This window comes from Alkalibacillus filiformis (assembly GCF_030814115.1).
GTDB classification, from domain to species: Bacteria; Bacillota; Bacilli; order Bacillales; family Alkalibacillaceae; genus Alkalibacillus; species Alkalibacillus filiformis.
In genome coordinates this window covers 78,011-92,868 of sequence record NZ_JAUSUP010000002.1, presented here as the reverse complement: position 1 = coordinate 92,868, position 14,858 = coordinate 78,011, and the positions used below count along the sequence as shown (strand labels likewise).

At 40.4% G+C, this 14,858-nt stretch carries 17 protein-coding genes; 15 read left to right on the top strand and 2 right to left on the bottom strand.

Going from position 1 to position 14,858, the window contains the following annotated elements; all coding sequences use genetic code 11:
• Entirely contained in the window at window positions 1-570 is a 570-nt protein-coding gene (locus J2R98_RS06045; RefSeq protein ID WP_307067120.1) for a VanZ family protein, read from the bottom strand.
• A gap of 63 nt (window positions 571-633) precedes the next feature.
• The gene (gene paaX / locus J2R98_RS06040) at window positions 634-1,455 is read right to left on the bottom strand and encodes a phenylacetic acid degradation operon negative regulatory protein PaaX (protein WP_307067119.1); all 822 of its coding nucleotides are present in this window, start codon (window positions 1,453-1,455) and stop codon (window positions 634-636) included.
• A 256-nt stretch (window positions 1,456-1,711) separates the two neighbouring features.
• On the opposite strand from paaX, the gene paaA reads away from it, so the two are divergent.
• The 15 genes from paaA (at window position 1,712) to J2R98_RS05965 (ending at window position 14,858) form a co-directional block, all read left to right on the top strand.
• Entirely contained in the window at window positions 1,712-2,701 is a 990-nt protein-coding gene (paaA, locus tag J2R98_RS06035) for a 1,2-phenylacetyl-CoA epoxidase subunit PaaA (RefSeq protein WP_307067117.1), read from the top strand.
• Window positions 2,702-2,719: 18 nt separating this feature from the next.
• On the top strand, window positions 2,720-3,079 hold the full coding sequence (gene paaB, locus J2R98_RS06030; RefSeq protein ID WP_017185599.1) for a 1,2-phenylacetyl-CoA epoxidase subunit PaaB: 360 nt from the start codon (window positions 2,720-2,722) through the stop codon (window positions 3,077-3,079).
• Window positions 3,076-3,891: a 1,2-phenylacetyl-CoA epoxidase subunit PaaC gene (gene paaC / locus J2R98_RS06025; RefSeq protein WP_370871944.1), complete on the top strand. Its 816-nt coding sequence runs from the start codon at window positions 3,076-3,078 to the stop codon at window positions 3,889-3,891. The genes paaB and paaC overlap by 4 nt, the downstream gene beginning before the upstream one ends.
• A 19-nt stretch (window positions 3,892-3,910) precedes the next feature.
• Entirely contained in the window at window positions 3,911-4,411 is a 501-nt protein-coding gene (gene paaD, locus J2R98_RS06020) for a 1,2-phenylacetyl-CoA epoxidase subunit PaaD (RefSeq protein WP_307067112.1), read from the top strand.
• A gap of 20 nt (window positions 4,412-4,431) precedes the next feature.
• Window positions 4,432-4,743, top strand: a complete 312-nt coding sequence (locus J2R98_RS06015; protein WP_307067111.1) for an EthD family reductase — start codon at window positions 4,432-4,434, stop codon at window positions 4,741-4,743.
• Window positions 4,736-5,509: an enoyl-CoA hydratase/isomerase family protein gene (locus tag J2R98_RS06010; protein ID WP_307067109.1), complete on the top strand. Its 774-nt coding sequence runs from the start codon at window positions 4,736-4,738 to the stop codon at window positions 5,507-5,509. The genes J2R98_RS06015 and J2R98_RS06010 overlap by 8 nt, the downstream gene beginning before the upstream one ends.
• 3 nt (window positions 5,510-5,512) lie before the next feature.
• The gene (locus J2R98_RS06005; RefSeq protein WP_307067107.1) at window positions 5,513-6,295 is read left to right on the top strand and encodes an enoyl-CoA hydratase/isomerase family protein; all 783 of its coding nucleotides are present in this window, start codon (window positions 5,513-5,515) and stop codon (window positions 6,293-6,295) included.
• Window positions 6,296-6,315: 20 nt separating this feature from the next.
• Window positions 6,316-7,833, top strand: a complete 1,518-nt coding sequence (locus J2R98_RS06000; RefSeq protein ID WP_307067105.1) for an aldehyde dehydrogenase family protein — start codon at window positions 6,316-6,318, stop codon at window positions 7,831-7,833.
• A gap of 30 nt (window positions 7,834-7,863) precedes the next feature.
• Window positions 7,864-8,739 carry a 3-hydroxyacyl-CoA dehydrogenase gene (locus tag J2R98_RS05995; RefSeq protein WP_307067103.1) on the top strand — a complete coding sequence of 292 codons (876 nt, stop codon included), beginning with the start codon at window positions 7,864-7,866 and terminating at the stop codon, window positions 8,737-8,739.
• On the top strand, window positions 8,736-9,935 hold the full coding sequence (locus tag J2R98_RS05990) for a thiolase family protein (RefSeq protein ID WP_307067101.1): 1,200 nt from the start codon (window positions 8,736-8,738) through the stop codon (window positions 9,933-9,935). Before J2R98_RS05995 ends, J2R98_RS05990 begins: the two co-directional genes overlap by 4 nt.
• Before the next feature lie 37 nt (window positions 9,936-9,972).
• Window positions 9,973-10,947, top strand: a complete 975-nt coding sequence (locus tag J2R98_RS05985) for an NAD(P)H-dependent flavin oxidoreductase (RefSeq protein WP_307067099.1) — start codon at window positions 9,973-9,975, stop codon at window positions 10,945-10,947.
• Between the two features lie 229 nt (window positions 10,948-11,176).
• Window positions 11,177-11,575 carry a thioesterase family protein gene (locus J2R98_RS05980; RefSeq protein WP_307067098.1) on the top strand — a complete coding sequence of 133 codons (399 nt, stop codon included), beginning with the start codon at window positions 11,177-11,179 and terminating at the stop codon, window positions 11,573-11,575.
• 30 nt (window positions 11,576-11,605) lie between these two features.
• On the top strand, window positions 11,606-12,760 hold the full coding sequence (locus J2R98_RS05975; RefSeq protein WP_307067096.1) for a Leu/Phe/Val dehydrogenase: 1,155 nt from the start codon (window positions 11,606-11,608) through the stop codon (window positions 12,758-12,760).
• 21 nt (window positions 12,761-12,781) lie between these two features.
• On the top strand, window positions 12,782-13,837 hold the full coding sequence (pdhA, locus tag J2R98_RS05970; RefSeq protein ID WP_307067094.1) for a pyruvate dehydrogenase (acetyl-transferring) E1 component subunit alpha: 1,056 nt from the start codon (window positions 12,782-12,784) through the stop codon (window positions 13,835-13,837).
• A gap of 52 nt (window positions 13,838-13,889) precedes the next feature.
• On the top strand, window positions 13,890-14,858 hold the full coding sequence (locus tag J2R98_RS05965; RefSeq protein ID WP_307067392.1) for an alpha-ketoacid dehydrogenase subunit beta: 969 nt from the start codon (window positions 13,890-13,892) through the stop codon (window positions 14,856-14,858).

Below are 14,858 nucleotides of genomic sequence, written 5' to 3'. Positions count from 1 at the left end.
TTACCTTTTAGCAATATAGTTAAGTAGTTTATTTTGGTTAATATGGCTTTGGTCAAAGATTTTAAACATTACTTTGATCGAAGCCTTTAGTATGATAAAACCAATTAAAACGCCAAGACCGTTCATAATGAAATCGTTAATATCAAATATGCGATGTCTATACCCTGTAGATATACCAACTATAAGTTGTGTTGCTTCAATAATGAGTGGTAATAGAAATGCCCATAACAAAACTTTCCTCATGGTAATTTGAGCAATTAGCGGTAGAAGAAAGCCAAAGGGAATAGTTAGCAAAACATTTAAGAACATAAACTTTAAGTTAATTTCTAAGTTTTGAAATGGGACTAAGTTGATATTATGTCTTAATACACTCAATGGGTCGTACATTTCTGGAATATACGTGATCGGGAACTGCGTATATCTTACCACTTGAGTGATATATAAGTAGAATACTGAAAAAAAGAATAAATACATCAATCCTTTATTAAGCTTGAATTTCAAATATAAAAGTAAAACAATATAAATGATTAAGGCGACTATTATAACCGGACCCTCAAAGTACAACTTCATAATTAACCGTCCTTACCTAAAGTATAAAATAAATCACCGGAAGTCATCCGGTGACCGATTTCCCTATTCAAACACAGACTCAAAAAAGCGTGTAGCTGGTGTTTGTAACAGTTCATGATAATCAGAGAATAATGCTGCTGCAGAGTCACCTAACCATTGATTTGGGAGTAACTCATCAGGCAAGTTTGGATCAACGAATAAAAACTTACGATACTCATGGACAAGTGAGGCACATTTGACGAAACACTGCCCATCACTTATATCCCCTTTTTCTACTAAGTTCTTATCGATGTAATACATTTCACTGTATTCTTTTATGAACTGTGAGTATTTTGCATTCACATCATCTAAATCCCAACATTGGTCGACTAATTCTTTCGGGGAACTCATCCCTTCATAAGTCGCATTAAAGAACGTTACATACTGACTAATCTCATACTTATCAACTAAACGATGCACTTGTTCTTCAAGTGGATTTGGCGTAATCCAGCAACTATTAGTTAAAGAGCCAAAACCACTCCATACTAACTCTTTACGTAATTCATCTCGTAAATGACGTTGACTTTCAGGAATCGAATAGACAAGCATGCGCCACTGCCCATCCCACTTAGGTGATTCAGATCTATAAATTCGCTTAGAAGCTTCTTCCATGCGGGCTTTTCCTTGTTCGGTAAGAGAATAATAGCTTTTGTTCCCTCTTTTTTCAGATTGGAGCCACCCTTGCTTACTCATTCTAGAAACCGCGGCTCTAACTGATTGTTCATTATGTCCGAACTCTTCTAATAACTGAATTAAACTACCAATCCAAATGACATTACCATAATGTCTTATGTAATCGCCGTATAACGTAAAAATCATTGACCGTGTTTTAAACTGTTTATCCATGCTCTATCATTTCCTTCTTTGTCTAGTTCGATATTTAATTACTAGTTTACTACATGGTGGTGCAAAATTCACTTCTTTTTTATCAAAATGTACAAGCTAGTCATTGATAAAACAACGAATATTAACCTCAAATCTCATCATACAATGTATTATATAACCTATATTATTTTTTGAAAATTAAAATATTTATATTGAAGTTTGTATAACGGTTTGTTATGATTGCGTTAAATAAACGTGATGGAGGAGAGGTTGCTGTATGTATAATTACTTGGAATACGGCGGTTCTGATCAGCCTAATGTACCAGAACAAGACCAAGAAAAATACGAGCAGTTTATGGCACGGATTGAAGCGGGGGAGAAAATTGAACCGGACGATTGGATGCCAGAGGATTATAGGCAAGGTTTAATTAAATTAATTTCCATGCATGGCATTAGTGAAATTATGGGTGCCTTACCTGAGAAAGAGTGGACGCCAAAAGCACCGACGATGAAGCGTAAGCTTGGCATTATGGCAAAGGTACAAGATGAAATGGGTCACGGCCAATTACTACTGCGAGTAGCTGAAGATTTAATGAAACCATACGGCAAAAACCGTGAAAACATAATGGAGGATTTATTAAGTGGCGACCTTAAGTTTCATAACGTTTTCCATATGCCGACGAAAACGTGGGCTGATGCTGGCATGGTTGGCTGGTTAGTTGACGGTGCAGCCATCATTTCACAAACGAACATGTTAGATGCTTCTTATGGACCCTACCAACGCGCACTTCAACGCATTTGCCAAGAAGAAGTTTTCCACGCACAGCATGGTGAAGCAATCATCATGGCATTAGCTGAAGGAACTGAGTATCAAAGAGAAATATTGCAAGAGTCACTGAATCGTTGGTGGCCAGCACTATTGATGTTTTTTGGACCGAGCTCAGCTGACACGACTGGAACCTCAAAACAAGACACGATGATTAAATACCGCATTCGTAAAAGCTCCAACGAAGAACTACGACAAGCATTCCTTGATAAATACTTACCACGTGTATTCTCACTAGGACTTACAGTACCAGATGAAACGATCCACTACGACGAAGAACAAGAAATGTGGGTTTACCAACAACCTGATTGGAATGAGTTTAAACAAATTATTAAAAATAAAGGACCGCGATCAAAAGAACGTTTGCGCTTACGTGAAGTCGCTTACGAAAACAACCGTTGGGTAAGAGAAGCGCTTTCACCTGAAGCAATTGGCCAATAACTGGAAAGGAGAGGTTTTATGTCGGAGTCGAATGAAACAAACTTCTACCAAGAGTATGAAGTTTTTAGTAAAAAAAGTGTTAAATCACCCATTCAGCATCAATTCAGTTTACTTGCTCCTAATGAAGAGATGGCGCTTAGCATGGCGGTTGAAAATTTCATGCGCCGTGAAGACGTGCTAGATGTTTGGGTAGTTAAACGAAGTAATATTCGCTCAATGACGAGTGAGGAGCGTTTGAATTTAACAAAGCGTTTAGACAATAAAGACTACCGTAGGACGAAAGGTTACGGCTATTTACGTAAGAAGTGGAAGGAAAAAGAACAAGGCATGTTAGATGAGAAAGAGATCATGTCGTGGAAAGAGGTGAAAAAGAAATGACGCAAGTGACATCTGCACAAGAGGCAATGAATGATGCAGCTTATTTAAAAGCTTTAACAGATTTACTTTACCAATTAGCTGATGATGACTTTCTCATTTCTTTTCGCGGTTCAGAATGGCTTGGGTTAGCACCGCATATAGAAGAAGATGTGGCCTTTTCCTCGATCACGCAAAATACGATGGGCCATGCGTTAATGTACTATCGATTGCTTGAAGATTTAAGTGAAGGTGAAGCGGATGCTCTTGCGCATGAACGCGAACCTAGTAACAGACGAAATGCTGTTTATTTTGAAAAGAAAAATGGTGAAGGTGAATACTTAACAGAACCGTATTATGACTGGGCGTTAGCTGTTGTACGTAACTTTCTCTATGAATCTTTCAAAAAAGTAAAGCTAGAAGCGTTAACGAAAAGTTCCTATACACCGTTAGCCAACGTTGCTGGAAAAGTGTTAATGGAACAACCTTACCATTTATCGCATTGGAAAATATGGTTTAACCAACTTTATAACTCTACTGATGAGGCGAAGACGAAGTTGCAATCGCGTTTAGAAGAAGCGTGGCAGCAATTCGGTGATGTCTTAGAGCTTGGTGAGTATGCTACTGAACTTGAGCATTTTGACATTATAAGTGGTGAGGACGACTTAAAGGAACGGTTTATTCAAGAAGTTGAATCGACTATTGCACATATTCGAGATCTTTCGTTCGGTAAAGCATTTGGAAGTGGTAGAGAAGGTGACCATACACCGGATTTAGACCAAGCGTTAAATACGCTGGCTGAAGTATACCGCAGTGATGAGAAAGCCGTTTGGTAAGTAAAGGAGGTGTCGTTCAATGACGCGTCAGGTGAAAGAGGAAGAAATTCGAGAGGTCTTAAAGTTAGTTGATGACCCTGAATTACCTTCTGTTAGTGTTTCAGATTTAGGGATGGTTCATACGGTGATCGTTGATGGAAGTAGCGTCTCGATTGTAATGGTTCCAACTTTTGCAGGATGTCCTGCTTTAGACTTCATTAAAACAGACGTTCATAAAGCGGTACTTGAACTGGATTGGGTGTCTGAATGTGAAGTTGACTTCTCCTTTGAACTGAAATGGTCGACAGATGCGATTACAGATGAAGGGAAAGAGCAGCTGAAAAAGCATGGCATTGCACCTCCACCAGAGAATTACGAGCCAGGACAGCAGTGGACGGTTAACTGTCCTTATTGTGATTCTGACTATACGTCAATGGATAATGTGTTTGGACCTACGGCTTGTCGCAGCATTTTATATTGCAGCTCGTGTAAAAACCCATTTGAAGCGATGAAGCCAGTAGTGGAATATGCAATCAAATAAATTTGAGAGGGGATTTTACAATGGTTAAATTAATTGCGATTTACAAGAAACCGGAAGATCAGGAGAAGTTTGATGAGCACTACTACAACGTACACACACCACTGACACAAAAGATTCCAGGGTTAAAAGACATGAAAGTAACTAAAATTGTTGGTTCACCAATGGGCGAGACAGATTACTACTTGTTATGTGAAATGTACTATGAGAGTCATGACGCGTTACAAGAAGCGATGAAAACAGACGAAGGAAAAGCGTCTGGAAAAGATGTTATGAAGTTTGCCGGGGATATTGTCACATTAGTCATTGGCGAGGAAGTTGCTGTTAATGTCTAATCAGTACATTGAAGCGTTTGTTGAGGACAAAATTGGGGTGATTCAATTGAATCGCCCTGAAGTGCTTAATGCATTAAACCGGCAAATGGTAGATGAAATTGTTGAGAAGCTAGAGCAGTATGATGAAAGCGAAGACGTTCGTGTCATGATGATTAAAGGAAATGACAAAGCGTTTGCAGCTGGTGCTGATATTGAAGAAATGATGGATGAAACACCGCTTACGATGGAGTTAGCGGATCCATTTGCAGTTTGGGACCATATCACACTTATTAATAAGCCGATTATAGCGTCAGTTAATGGCGTTGCTTTAGGTGGAGGTTTTGAACTAGCTCTTCATTGTGACTTAATTGTCGCTGGAGAATCGTCTAAGTTCGGATTCCCTGAAGTGCAGCTCGGTGTCATGCCGGGAGCAGGTGGTACACAACTATTGACTAAAGCAATTGGTGAACGTAAAGCACTAGAGTGGATTTGGTTAGGTGAACAAATGGAGGCTCGTGAGGCGTTAAAACTCGGGGCTATAAACCGAGTTGTAGCTGATGAGCTCGTTTTTGAAGAGTCATTCCGTTTAGCAAAACAATTAGCTAACCAAGCGCCTATTTCAATACGTTTAATTAAAGAATCGGTCAAAGCAGCTAAAGATATGACGTTAATGGACGGCATGAATCTAGAACGGAAGAACTTTTACTTAACGTTTGCCTCAGAGGACCAAAAAGAAGGAATGAAAGCTTTTACCGAAAAGCGCTCACCTTCTTTTAAAGGAGTGTAAGTCATGGGGAAAGAATTTCAAACGATTAAATATGAAGAGTACTCAGGTGTTGCAACGATTACACTTAACCGACCGTCAGCGTATAACGCATTTACTGAAGGAATGAATTACGAAGTTACACGGGCGCTAAAGCAAGCAACGAAAAACGATGACGTCCGTTGTATCGTCTTTACAGGTGAAGGAAAAGCCTTTTGTGCTGGTCAAGATCTACAAGGTGTTGATGAAAACACGAATCACGCCACTTTTTTAAGAAAAAGGTATCACCCAATGTTAAAAGCGATTAAAGAAACGCCTAAGCCTGTAGTTGCTGCGGTTAATGGCACAGCAGCAGGTGCCGGAATGAGTTTAGCGTTAGCGTGTGATTTTAGACTTGTACAACCGCAAGCGAAATTCGTCAGTGCTTTTATAAACATCGGCTTAATCCCTGATTCAGGGTTTATTTATAACTTGCCACGAATAGTCGGATACGCGAAGGCTATGGAAATCTCCGTACTAGGAAAGCCGATTACGGGTGAAGAAGCTTATGGATTAGGATTGGCAACTGAAGTGGTTCCACAAGACGAGTGGGATAAGCAAGTTGAAGCGTTTACGCAAAAGTTAGCGAGTATGCCAACCAAAGCGGTTGCGTTAGTTAAGCGTTATATGATGGATGGCATGCATTCAGATTATCAAGATGTACTTGAAAGTGAAGCACAAGCCCAGCGAATAGCTGGTTTATCTAATGACCATCAAGAAGGTATTCAAGCATTTAAAGAAAAACGCGAACCAAATTTCATCGGAAAATAATCGAGAGGAGTGGATTTTTAATGGAATTAACGAAAGAGGCAATTGAACAAGTAGGGGAAATGAAGCGTGATCATTATGGGATGATCATTAATGGTGAAAGAGTTGATAGTAGTTCAAAAGACACGTTCGAAACTTATAACCCCGCAACAGGGGAAGTGATTGCAACAGTAGCAAAAGCAAGTGAGGAAGATGCAGAAAAGGCTGTTCAGGCAGCTCGAGCTGCGTTTGATCACGGAAAATGGCGCAAGTACCCAGTAGGAAAGCGTGCTCGTGTATTAAACAACATCGCATCAATTATGCGTTCACGATTTAAAGAGCTAGTTGAAATGGAAGTGCTAAACAGTGGTAAATCGGTTGGTGCTGCACAAGTTCAAATTAACCAGTCAATTGAGGATTTTGAATTTTACGCAGGCGCGATTGTTGGGCATCGTGGTGAAGTGAACAATATGCCGTACGGTTTCTTTAACTATACGCATAAAGAGCCTGTTGGTGTATGTGCTCAAATTATTCCGTGGAACTACCCAATGATGATGGCGGCATGGAAGATTGCCCCTGCCATTGCAGCTGGTTGCTCAGTTGTCATTAAGCCAGCTAGTTTAACGCCAATTACGGCTCTTTTATTAAACGAGATTTGCCATGAAGCGGGTGTTCCAGAAGGTGTCGTCAATACGATTCCTGGTTCAGGAAGTGTTGTTGGTGATTACTTAGTACAACATGAAGACATTAACAAAGTTGCATTCACAGGTTCAACTCCGACTGGTAAAGACATTATGGAAAAAGCATCTCAAACGCTTAAGCGTGTCACTCTTGAGTTAGGTGGTAAGTCACCTAATATCGTGTTTGAAGATGCTGATCTAGAAGCGGCGGTTCCTGGTTCATTATTTGGAATCTTCTTCAACACAGGTCAATCGTGTGAAGCGCGTTCACGTATGTTTGTTCATGAATCAATTTATGATGAGTTTATGGAGCAGTTTATTGATAAAACGGAAAAGCTACAATCAGGCGATCCGTTTAATAAAGGAACTCACCTTGGTTCAATTATAAGCCAAGAACAGTTAGATATAATTGATGGTTACGTTCAGTCTGCTGTTCAAGACGGTGCGACAATTGCAACAGGTGGTAAACAAATTTACCCAGAAGGTTTTGAAGATGGCTATTGGTATGCACCAACAGTTATTACGGACGTAACACCTGATATGAAAGCTGTACAAGAAGAGATCTTCGGCCCAGTTGTCGTCGTTGAGAAATTTACAGACGAAAAAGATGTGATCAAGCGTGCTAACGATACGAAATACGGATTAGGTTCAGCGATTTGGACGACGAATCAAGGTCGCGCTACTCGAGTCGCACACCAAATCCAAGCGGGAATCGTAATGGTAAACAGCCCATTCTCAGCATTCCCTGGTACGCCATTCGGTGGTTACAAACAGTCAGGGTTCGGCCGTGAACTAACAGTCGAAACGCTAGATTTATATATGGAAGATAAGAGTGTTCTTTCATACTATGGCTCAAAACCTCTTAATCCATTCAACGTGTAAATAATAGAATGATAGAAAGGTAGAGTGTCCATGACCATTAATCGTGTTACTGTCGTGGGTGCTGGTGTCATGGGGCGAGGCATAGCATATGTCTCGGCCCTTTCAGGTTATCAAACTGAGCTCGTCGACGTATCAGAAGAGCAGTTACAAGATGCCTATGAACACACCAAGCAAACCGCGGCAAAAGGGATCAAACGTGGCAAAGTAACAGAAGAAGAAGCTGAGCAACTGTTAGAGCGTCTTCACACCTCACTAGACTTAGCGAGTTCTGCTGCAAGTGCAGATTTAGTCATTGAAGCAGTTCCGGAAAAGTCTGACCTAAAACAAAAGGTACTCGAAACAGCCGATCAACATGCACCAGATCATACGATTTTAGCTTCAAACACGTCTACAATTAGTCCGACAGAATTAGGATCTTATACGAAACGTCCTGAAAAAGTAGTCGCGATGCACTTCTTTAACCCAGTTCACGTTATGAAATTAGTCGAGATCATTAGAGGTTTAGAGACGAGCGATGAAACGGTTGAAATGGTTCGCCAAACAGCAGAGAAAATGGGAAAAGAAACAGTTGAAGTTAATGAATTCCCAGGTTTTGTGACGAGCCGAATTAGCGCGTTAGTCGGTAATGAAGCCTTTCATATGCTTCAAGAAGGTGTAGCTTCAGCTGAAGATATCGACAAAGCAATTAAATTAGGACTGAACTACCCGATGGGACCTCTTGAGCTAGGTGACTTAGTCGGACTAGATGCTAGACTTAATAATTTAAACTACTTGTATGAAACATTAGGTGAAAAATACCGACCTGCACCATTACTTGAAAAGTATGTGAAAGCTGGTCGTTTAGGAAGAAAAACAGGCCGTGGTGTTTATGATTATTCTAATGAAAATGAGTTGATCAAAAAATGAATGAAGTAGTCATTGTTGATGCGGTTAGAACGCCGATTGGAAGATATAACGGTGCACTTAAGACAATCCGCCCAGATGATTTAGGTGCGATCGTCATTGAGGCGTTATTAGAACGCAATCCGAACTTGCCTTCAGAGGAAATAGAAGAAGTTATTTTCGGTAATGCCAATCAAGCAGGGGAAGATAATCGTAACGTGGCACGTATGTCAACGTTATTAGCGGGCTTACCAGTTGACGTTAGTGCGACGACTGTAAATCGCCTTTGTGGCTCAGGTATGGATGCTGTTATTCAAGCGGCACGTGCAATTACAGTAGGTGATGGTGATATTTATATTGCTGGTGGCACAGAAAGTATGACGCGTGCACCATTTGTTATGGCAAAACCAGAAAAAGATTTCCCAAGAGGCAATATGGAAATGTATGACACGACAATTGGGTGGCGTTTTACAAATAAGAGATTGGAAGAAATGTACGGCGCTGACACGATGCCACAAACAGCAGAAAATGTTGCAAAACGATATGAAATTACGAGAGAAGAACAAGATGAGTTTGCTTACGCTAGTCAAATGAAAGCAAAAAAAGCCTTTGAAAACGGACGGTTCGAAGACGAAATCGTTCCTGTTAAATACGTTGATCGTAAAGGAAATGAGTTCATGATCAATCAAGATGAACATCCGCGTCCAAATACAACGAAAGAAAAGTTAGGTAAACTAAGACCAATCTTTGATGAAGGTACAGTTACAGCTGGTAATGCATCAGGCGTTAATGACGGTGCTTCTGCCTTACTTTTAATGAGTGCTGAAAAAGCGAAGGAGTTAGGATTAAAGCCGTTAGTTAAATATGTTGGTGGAGCGGCTGCAGGGTTAGAGCCGGCTGTTATGGGATTAGGACCAATCTACTCAACTGAAAAACTATTAAAGCGCACGGAATACACAATAGAAGACATTGGTTTAGTCGAATTAAATGAAGCGTTCGCCTCGCAGTCTATTGAATGTATGAAACAGCTAAACCTTGATGAAGACAAAGTTAACGTAAATGGTGGCGCGATTGCATTTGGTCATCCACTAGGAGCAAGTGGCGCTAGAATCTTAACGACGTTAATTCACGAAATGAAAAAGCAAGATACGAAACTAGGCGTTGCGACAATGTGTGTGGGTGTCGGGCAGGGAATTTCAACTTTAATTGAGAATATATAAGTAACAGGAATCTTTCATGTATTAGAGGAGGAAAGCTATGAATCCAGTATGTCATCTATTAAACATTCAATACCCAATCGTATTAGGGGGAATGGGTAATATAAGTAGCCCAGAGCTAACGGCAGCAGTCTCAGAGGCAGGAGGACTTGGCACGATCGGTTGTGGCACGATGTCACCAGAAGAGGTCGAAATGAAAATAACTAAAACGAAAAAATTAACGAATAAGCCGTTTGCAGTAAACATTGCGATGGCTGTTGCACCAAATGTTGAGCGTCTAATTGACCTTGTGATCGACTTACAAGTTCCTGTCGTATCATTGTCTGCCGGAAACCCAGCACCTTACATTCCAAAGCTTCACGAACAAGGGATTAAAGTGATGACTTTAGTTGCTTCAGTGAAACATGCGAAAAAAGCTGAAGAAGCGGGTGCTGATTTGTTAGTTGCTGAAGGCTATGAAGCTGCTGGGATCAATTCAAACTTAGAGCTAACAACTTTCACTCTAGTACCACAAATTGTACGAAACGTTAATGTACCAGTTCTTGCTGCTGGTGGCGTCGGTGATGGGAAAGGTCTAGCCGCAACCCTCATGCTTGGAGCTAGTGGCGTACAAATGGGAACGCGCTTCATTGCAACTCAAGAAGCCCCTTTCCACACCCATTACAAAGAGAAAATATTAGAAGCTAATGGTACAGGGACGACAATCGTTGGCCGAACAGTAGGGCAAGTTAGACGTATTTTGAATACCGAATATGCAAAGAAGCTTACTGATCTTGAGAAGTCAGGCTTAACTGTAGAGGAGTACCGTCAATTAACCTCTGAAGAACTACATTGTAAAGGTGCATTAGAAGGTGACTTGGAAAACGGATTTTTAAACAGTGGACAAATTACAGGGTTAATAGAAGACATTCCTACTGTCCGAGAGTTAGTTGAAGGCATGGTGCAAGAGGCGTCTAGTCAAGTTGAACACTCAAGACAGCAGCTCACGTTTTTAAATGATCAATATAATTATTAGAAAATAAACACTTTTCAAATAAATTATTGTTTTATCCATTACAAAATGGTAAAATAGCGTTATATAAACGTCATATGTTTTGAGACAACTTTAAATGAATGAATCTTTGACAAAAGGTGATCGGTTTCGTCAAATTAATTGTTGACGAACCACATTTTTTCACGAATTATGTAAGCGCTTTTATATAAACGAAAAGACTTCTAATTTTTAGAATGGAAGTGATGATAGTATGAAGCCTGGCATGGAAGTTGGTAGGAAAGAGACCATTGAAGTAAAAGTTACGAAAGATATGTTTGCGAGTTTTGAAGGAAATGTCGTGCATCCCGTATACTCTACTGTCTCGATGGTGTACCACATGGAGTGGGTTTCACGAAAAATTATATTACCTTTTTTAGAAGAAAATGAAGAAGGTATGGGAGCATCAGTTAGTGTGAAACATCTTGATGCTGCTCCGCTAAATACGAATGTTAGTATAACAGCAACTTTAATTGAATATAAAGATCATCAAGTGATCACTGAAGTAGAGGCTTACCGCGAAGAAGGACAGTTAATTGGAAAAGGAACTGTTAAGCAAGTCATTCTACCTAAGGAGGTAATCGAAAAGCGTACAGGACAGTTACATGGTTAATTTGGTTGTGAATAGAATAGGAGGTTAACTATGAGTTATATTATGACATCATCTAAAAATGATGAGATTGAAAACTTATCACTCCTCGAGAAAATGTCAGAACATGAGCAAGTCGTTTTTTGTAATGATCCATCGACTAATTTAAAGGCTATTATCGCCATACATAGTACGAAATTAGGACCAGCAATCGGTGGATGTCGAATGCAACCCTATGAATCGTTCGATGAAGCATTAGAAGATGTATTAAGATTATCCAAAGGTATGAGCTACAAATGTGCAGCAGCTGACTTAGACTTCGGTGGAGGCAAAGCTGTCATTATAGGAGATCCCCACACAGATAAATCACCAGAATTATTCCGCGCATTCGGCCAATTTGTAGAATCTCTCAGCGGCCGATTTTACACAGGTACAGACATGGGTACAACATTAGCTGATTTCGTTCATGCAATGAAAGAGACAAATTGCATTGCTGGAATCCCAGAAGAATACGGTGGAGGTGGCGATTCATCAATACCTACTACTGAAAGTGTTATTTATGGACTTAAAGCGACGAACAAAATGCTTTTTGGTCATGAAAGTTTACAGCCCGTTACTTACGCGATTCAAGGTTTAGGTAAAGTTGGCTTTAAAATTGCTGAGCGATTGCTTGAAGAAGGCGCTTCGTTATACGTGTCGGATATTAATAAAGACTCAATCGAAGAAATTCAAGCGAAGGCGGCACAAACAGCTGAAGGGACTGTGACGGTTGTTGAAACAAATGAGATTTATTCAGTACCAGCTGACATATTTGTTCCGTGTGCAATGGGTGGCATTATAAATGATACGACAATAGAGCAATTTCAATTTAAAGCAGTCGTTGGATCTGCTAATAACCAATTGTTAGAAGAAAAGCATGGCATTGAATTAACGAAAAGAGGCATTCTTTATGCTCCTGACTACATTGTTAACGCAGGTGGTCTCATACAAGTGGCAGATGAGCTATATGGACCAAATAAAGAACGCGTTTTATTAAAAACGAAAGAAATATACAACACGATTTTAGAAGTATATAGGCAGTCTGAATTTAACGAAATTTCCACTGTTGAAGCGGCTGATCAGCTGTGCGAAAAAGTAATGTCTAATCGTGAGAAACGTAATAGTTTCTTCAACCGCACAGTTAGCCCTAAATGGAAAATACGTCATTAATAAAGAATTGGGGGTCTTACGATGGAAGAACAATTCCCAATCAAGAAAGTAATGGATGATCAAGGGAATTTAATTGATTCATCATTTGAAGAAAAAATCGATCAAGAGCTAGTCCGCACGATGTATTACAACATGCTTAGAATTCGTACGTTTGACCGTAAAGCGATCAACCTTCAAAGGCAAGGGCGAATTGGTACTTACCCGCCGTTTGAAGGGCAAGAAGCATCGCAAGTTGGTAGCGCCTTAGCACTTGAAGATGGCGACTGGATGTTCCCAACATATCGTGATCATGGTGCAACGTTGACATTTGGTGCTGATATGGTGCGCACGTTTTTATATTGGAATGGCCGACATGAAGGGGTTGTGCCACCAGAAGGTAAAAATATTTTCCCAGCGGCTGTACCAATTGCGACGCAAATTCCGCACGCAACAGGAACAGCGTGGGCTGAAAAGCGAAAAGGGACGACTAATATCGCACTAGCCTATTTCGGTGATGGGGCAACATCAGAGGGTGACTTTCATGAAGGGTTAAATTTTGCTTCTGTTTTTCAAACGCCAACTGTTTTCTTTAATCAGAACAACGGTTATGCGATTTCCGTTCCGATTGAAAAACAGATGAATTCAGAAACAATAGCTCAAAAAGCGCTCGCTTATGATATGCCAAGTGTAAGAATTGATGGAAATGACTGTTTTAGCGTTTATTTTGAAATGGAAAAAGCAGTTAATCGAGCGCGAGAAGGTGGCGGTCCAACGTTAATCGAGGCAGTAACGTGGCGGACAGGTGCTCACACGACTGCAGATGATCCAACGAAGTACCGCCCGGATGGCCAAGGTGAAGAAATTGTTCACCCATTAGATCGTTTAGAGATGTTTATGAAAAACTACGGCCACTGGAATGAAGAGTGGATTAGTGAAACGAAAGAGAAAATAGAGGCTGAAGTTGAAGCAGCTGTAGATGCAATGGAAAACAGTCCGAAAGCTAACCCTGCAGATCTTTTTGATTATGTCTTTGAGGAAATGCCAGAGCAACTCGAAGAACAAAAGGATCAATACTTAGCACAGCTAAAGGGGGATTAACGTGGATTTAAAGGTTAAACAGAAGCCTGAGTCAAATAGTAAAACGAAACAAATGACAATGATTCAAGCTATTAATGATGGCTTGAAGACGATGCTAGAGTTAGATGATACCACCATAGTACTCGGAGAAGATATCGGAAAAAACGGCGGTGTATTTAGAGCAACAGAAGGTTTGCAAGAGATTTTTGGAGAAGATCGAGTGGTTGATACACCGTTATCAGAGTCTGGAATTGTTGGAACATCAGTCGGTTTAGCGGTTAATGGTTTTAAACCTGTCGCAGAAATGCAGTTTATGGGATTCATATACCCAGCTTATGACCAAATTATGACACATGTATCACGTTTGCGTATGAAAACGTTAGGTCATTACTCAGCGCCAATGGTGACCCGTGCGCCATATGGAGCTGGGATTCGTGCTCCAGAGATTCATTCGGATAGTGCGGAAGCATTGTTTACTCATATGCCAGGAATTAAAGTCGTTTGTCCTGCATCACCGTATGATGCTAAAGGATTGTTAATTGAATCGATTGAAGACCCAGATCCAGTTATTTTCATGGAGCCGATGCGTAGTTATCGCGCGAAACGTGAGGACGTTCCTGAAGGTAAATACAACGTAGAAATTGGTAAAGGTCAAAAGCTTCAAGAAGGAACAGACATTACTTTAATTGCATGGGGAGCAATGGTTACAGTAGCAGAACAAGCAGCAAAGCAGGCTGAAGAGCAAGGTGTAAGTTGTGAAGTGCTTGATTTAAGAACACTTTACCCACTTGACCGTGACTTAATTGCTGAATCCGTTCAAAAAACAGGCCGGGCGGTCATCGTGCATGAAGCGCAGGGAACTGGTGGACTTGGCAATGATATCTTATCGGTTATTAATGACACATCCTTCCTATATTTAAGGTCACCAATTGAGCGAGTGACAGGATTTGATGTACCAGTACCATTCTTTTCATTAGAAGATCACTATTTACCGACTGCAAAACGCGTTTTAGAAAGTATTCATAAGTCGGTCAACTTTTAA

Bases quoted from the DNA above. Each gene is read 5' to 3' on its own strand.
- J2R98_RS06045 (WP_307067120.1), bottom strand. From the start codon at position 570: ATGAAGTTGTACTTTGAGGGTCCGGTTATAATAGTCGCCTTAATCATT.
- paaX (WP_307067119.1), bottom strand. From the start codon at position 1,455: ATGGATAAACAGTTTAAAACACGGTCAATGATTTTTACGTTATACGGC.
- paaA (WP_307067117.1), top strand. From the start codon at position 1,712: ATGTATAATTACTTGGAATACGGCGGTTCTGATCAGCCTAATGTACCA.
- paaB (WP_017185599.1), top strand. From the start codon at position 2,720: ATGTCGGAGTCGAATGAAACAAACTTCTACCAAGAGTATGAAGTTTTT.
- paaC (WP_370871944.1), top strand. From the start codon at position 3,076: ATGACGCAAGTGACATCTGCACAAGAGGCAATGAATGATGCAGCTTAT.
- paaD (WP_307067112.1), top strand. From the start codon at position 3,911: ATGACGCGTCAGGTGAAAGAGGAAGAAATTCGAGAGGTCTTAAAGTTA.
- J2R98_RS06015 (WP_307067111.1), top strand. From the start codon at position 4,432: ATGGTTAAATTAATTGCGATTTACAAGAAACCGGAAGATCAGGAGAAG.
- J2R98_RS06010 (WP_307067109.1), top strand. From the start codon at position 4,736: ATGTCTAATCAGTACATTGAAGCGTTTGTTGAGGACAAAATTGGGGTG.
- J2R98_RS06005 (WP_307067107.1), top strand. From the start codon at position 5,513: ATGGGGAAAGAATTTCAAACGATTAAATATGAAGAGTACTCAGGTGTT.
- J2R98_RS06000 (WP_307067105.1), top strand. From the start codon at position 6,316: ATGGAATTAACGAAAGAGGCAATTGAACAAGTAGGGGAAATGAAGCGT.
- J2R98_RS05995 (WP_307067103.1), top strand. From the start codon at position 7,864: ATGACCATTAATCGTGTTACTGTCGTGGGTGCTGGTGTCATGGGGCGA.
- J2R98_RS05990 (WP_307067101.1), top strand. From the start codon at position 8,736: ATGAATGAAGTAGTCATTGTTGATGCGGTTAGAACGCCGATTGGAAGA.
- J2R98_RS05985 (WP_307067099.1), top strand. From the start codon at position 9,973: ATGAATCCAGTATGTCATCTATTAAACATTCAATACCCAATCGTATTA.
- J2R98_RS05980 (WP_307067098.1), top strand. From the start codon at position 11,177: ATGAAGCCTGGCATGGAAGTTGGTAGGAAAGAGACCATTGAAGTAAAA.
- J2R98_RS05975 (WP_307067096.1), top strand. From the start codon at position 11,606: ATGAGTTATATTATGACATCATCTAAAAATGATGAGATTGAAAACTTA.
- pdhA (WP_307067094.1), top strand. From the start codon at position 12,782: ATGGAAGAACAATTCCCAATCAAGAAAGTAATGGATGATCAAGGGAAT.
- J2R98_RS05965 (WP_307067392.1), top strand. From the start codon at position 13,890: ATGACAATGATTCAAGCTATTAATGATGGCTTGAAGACGATGCTAGAG.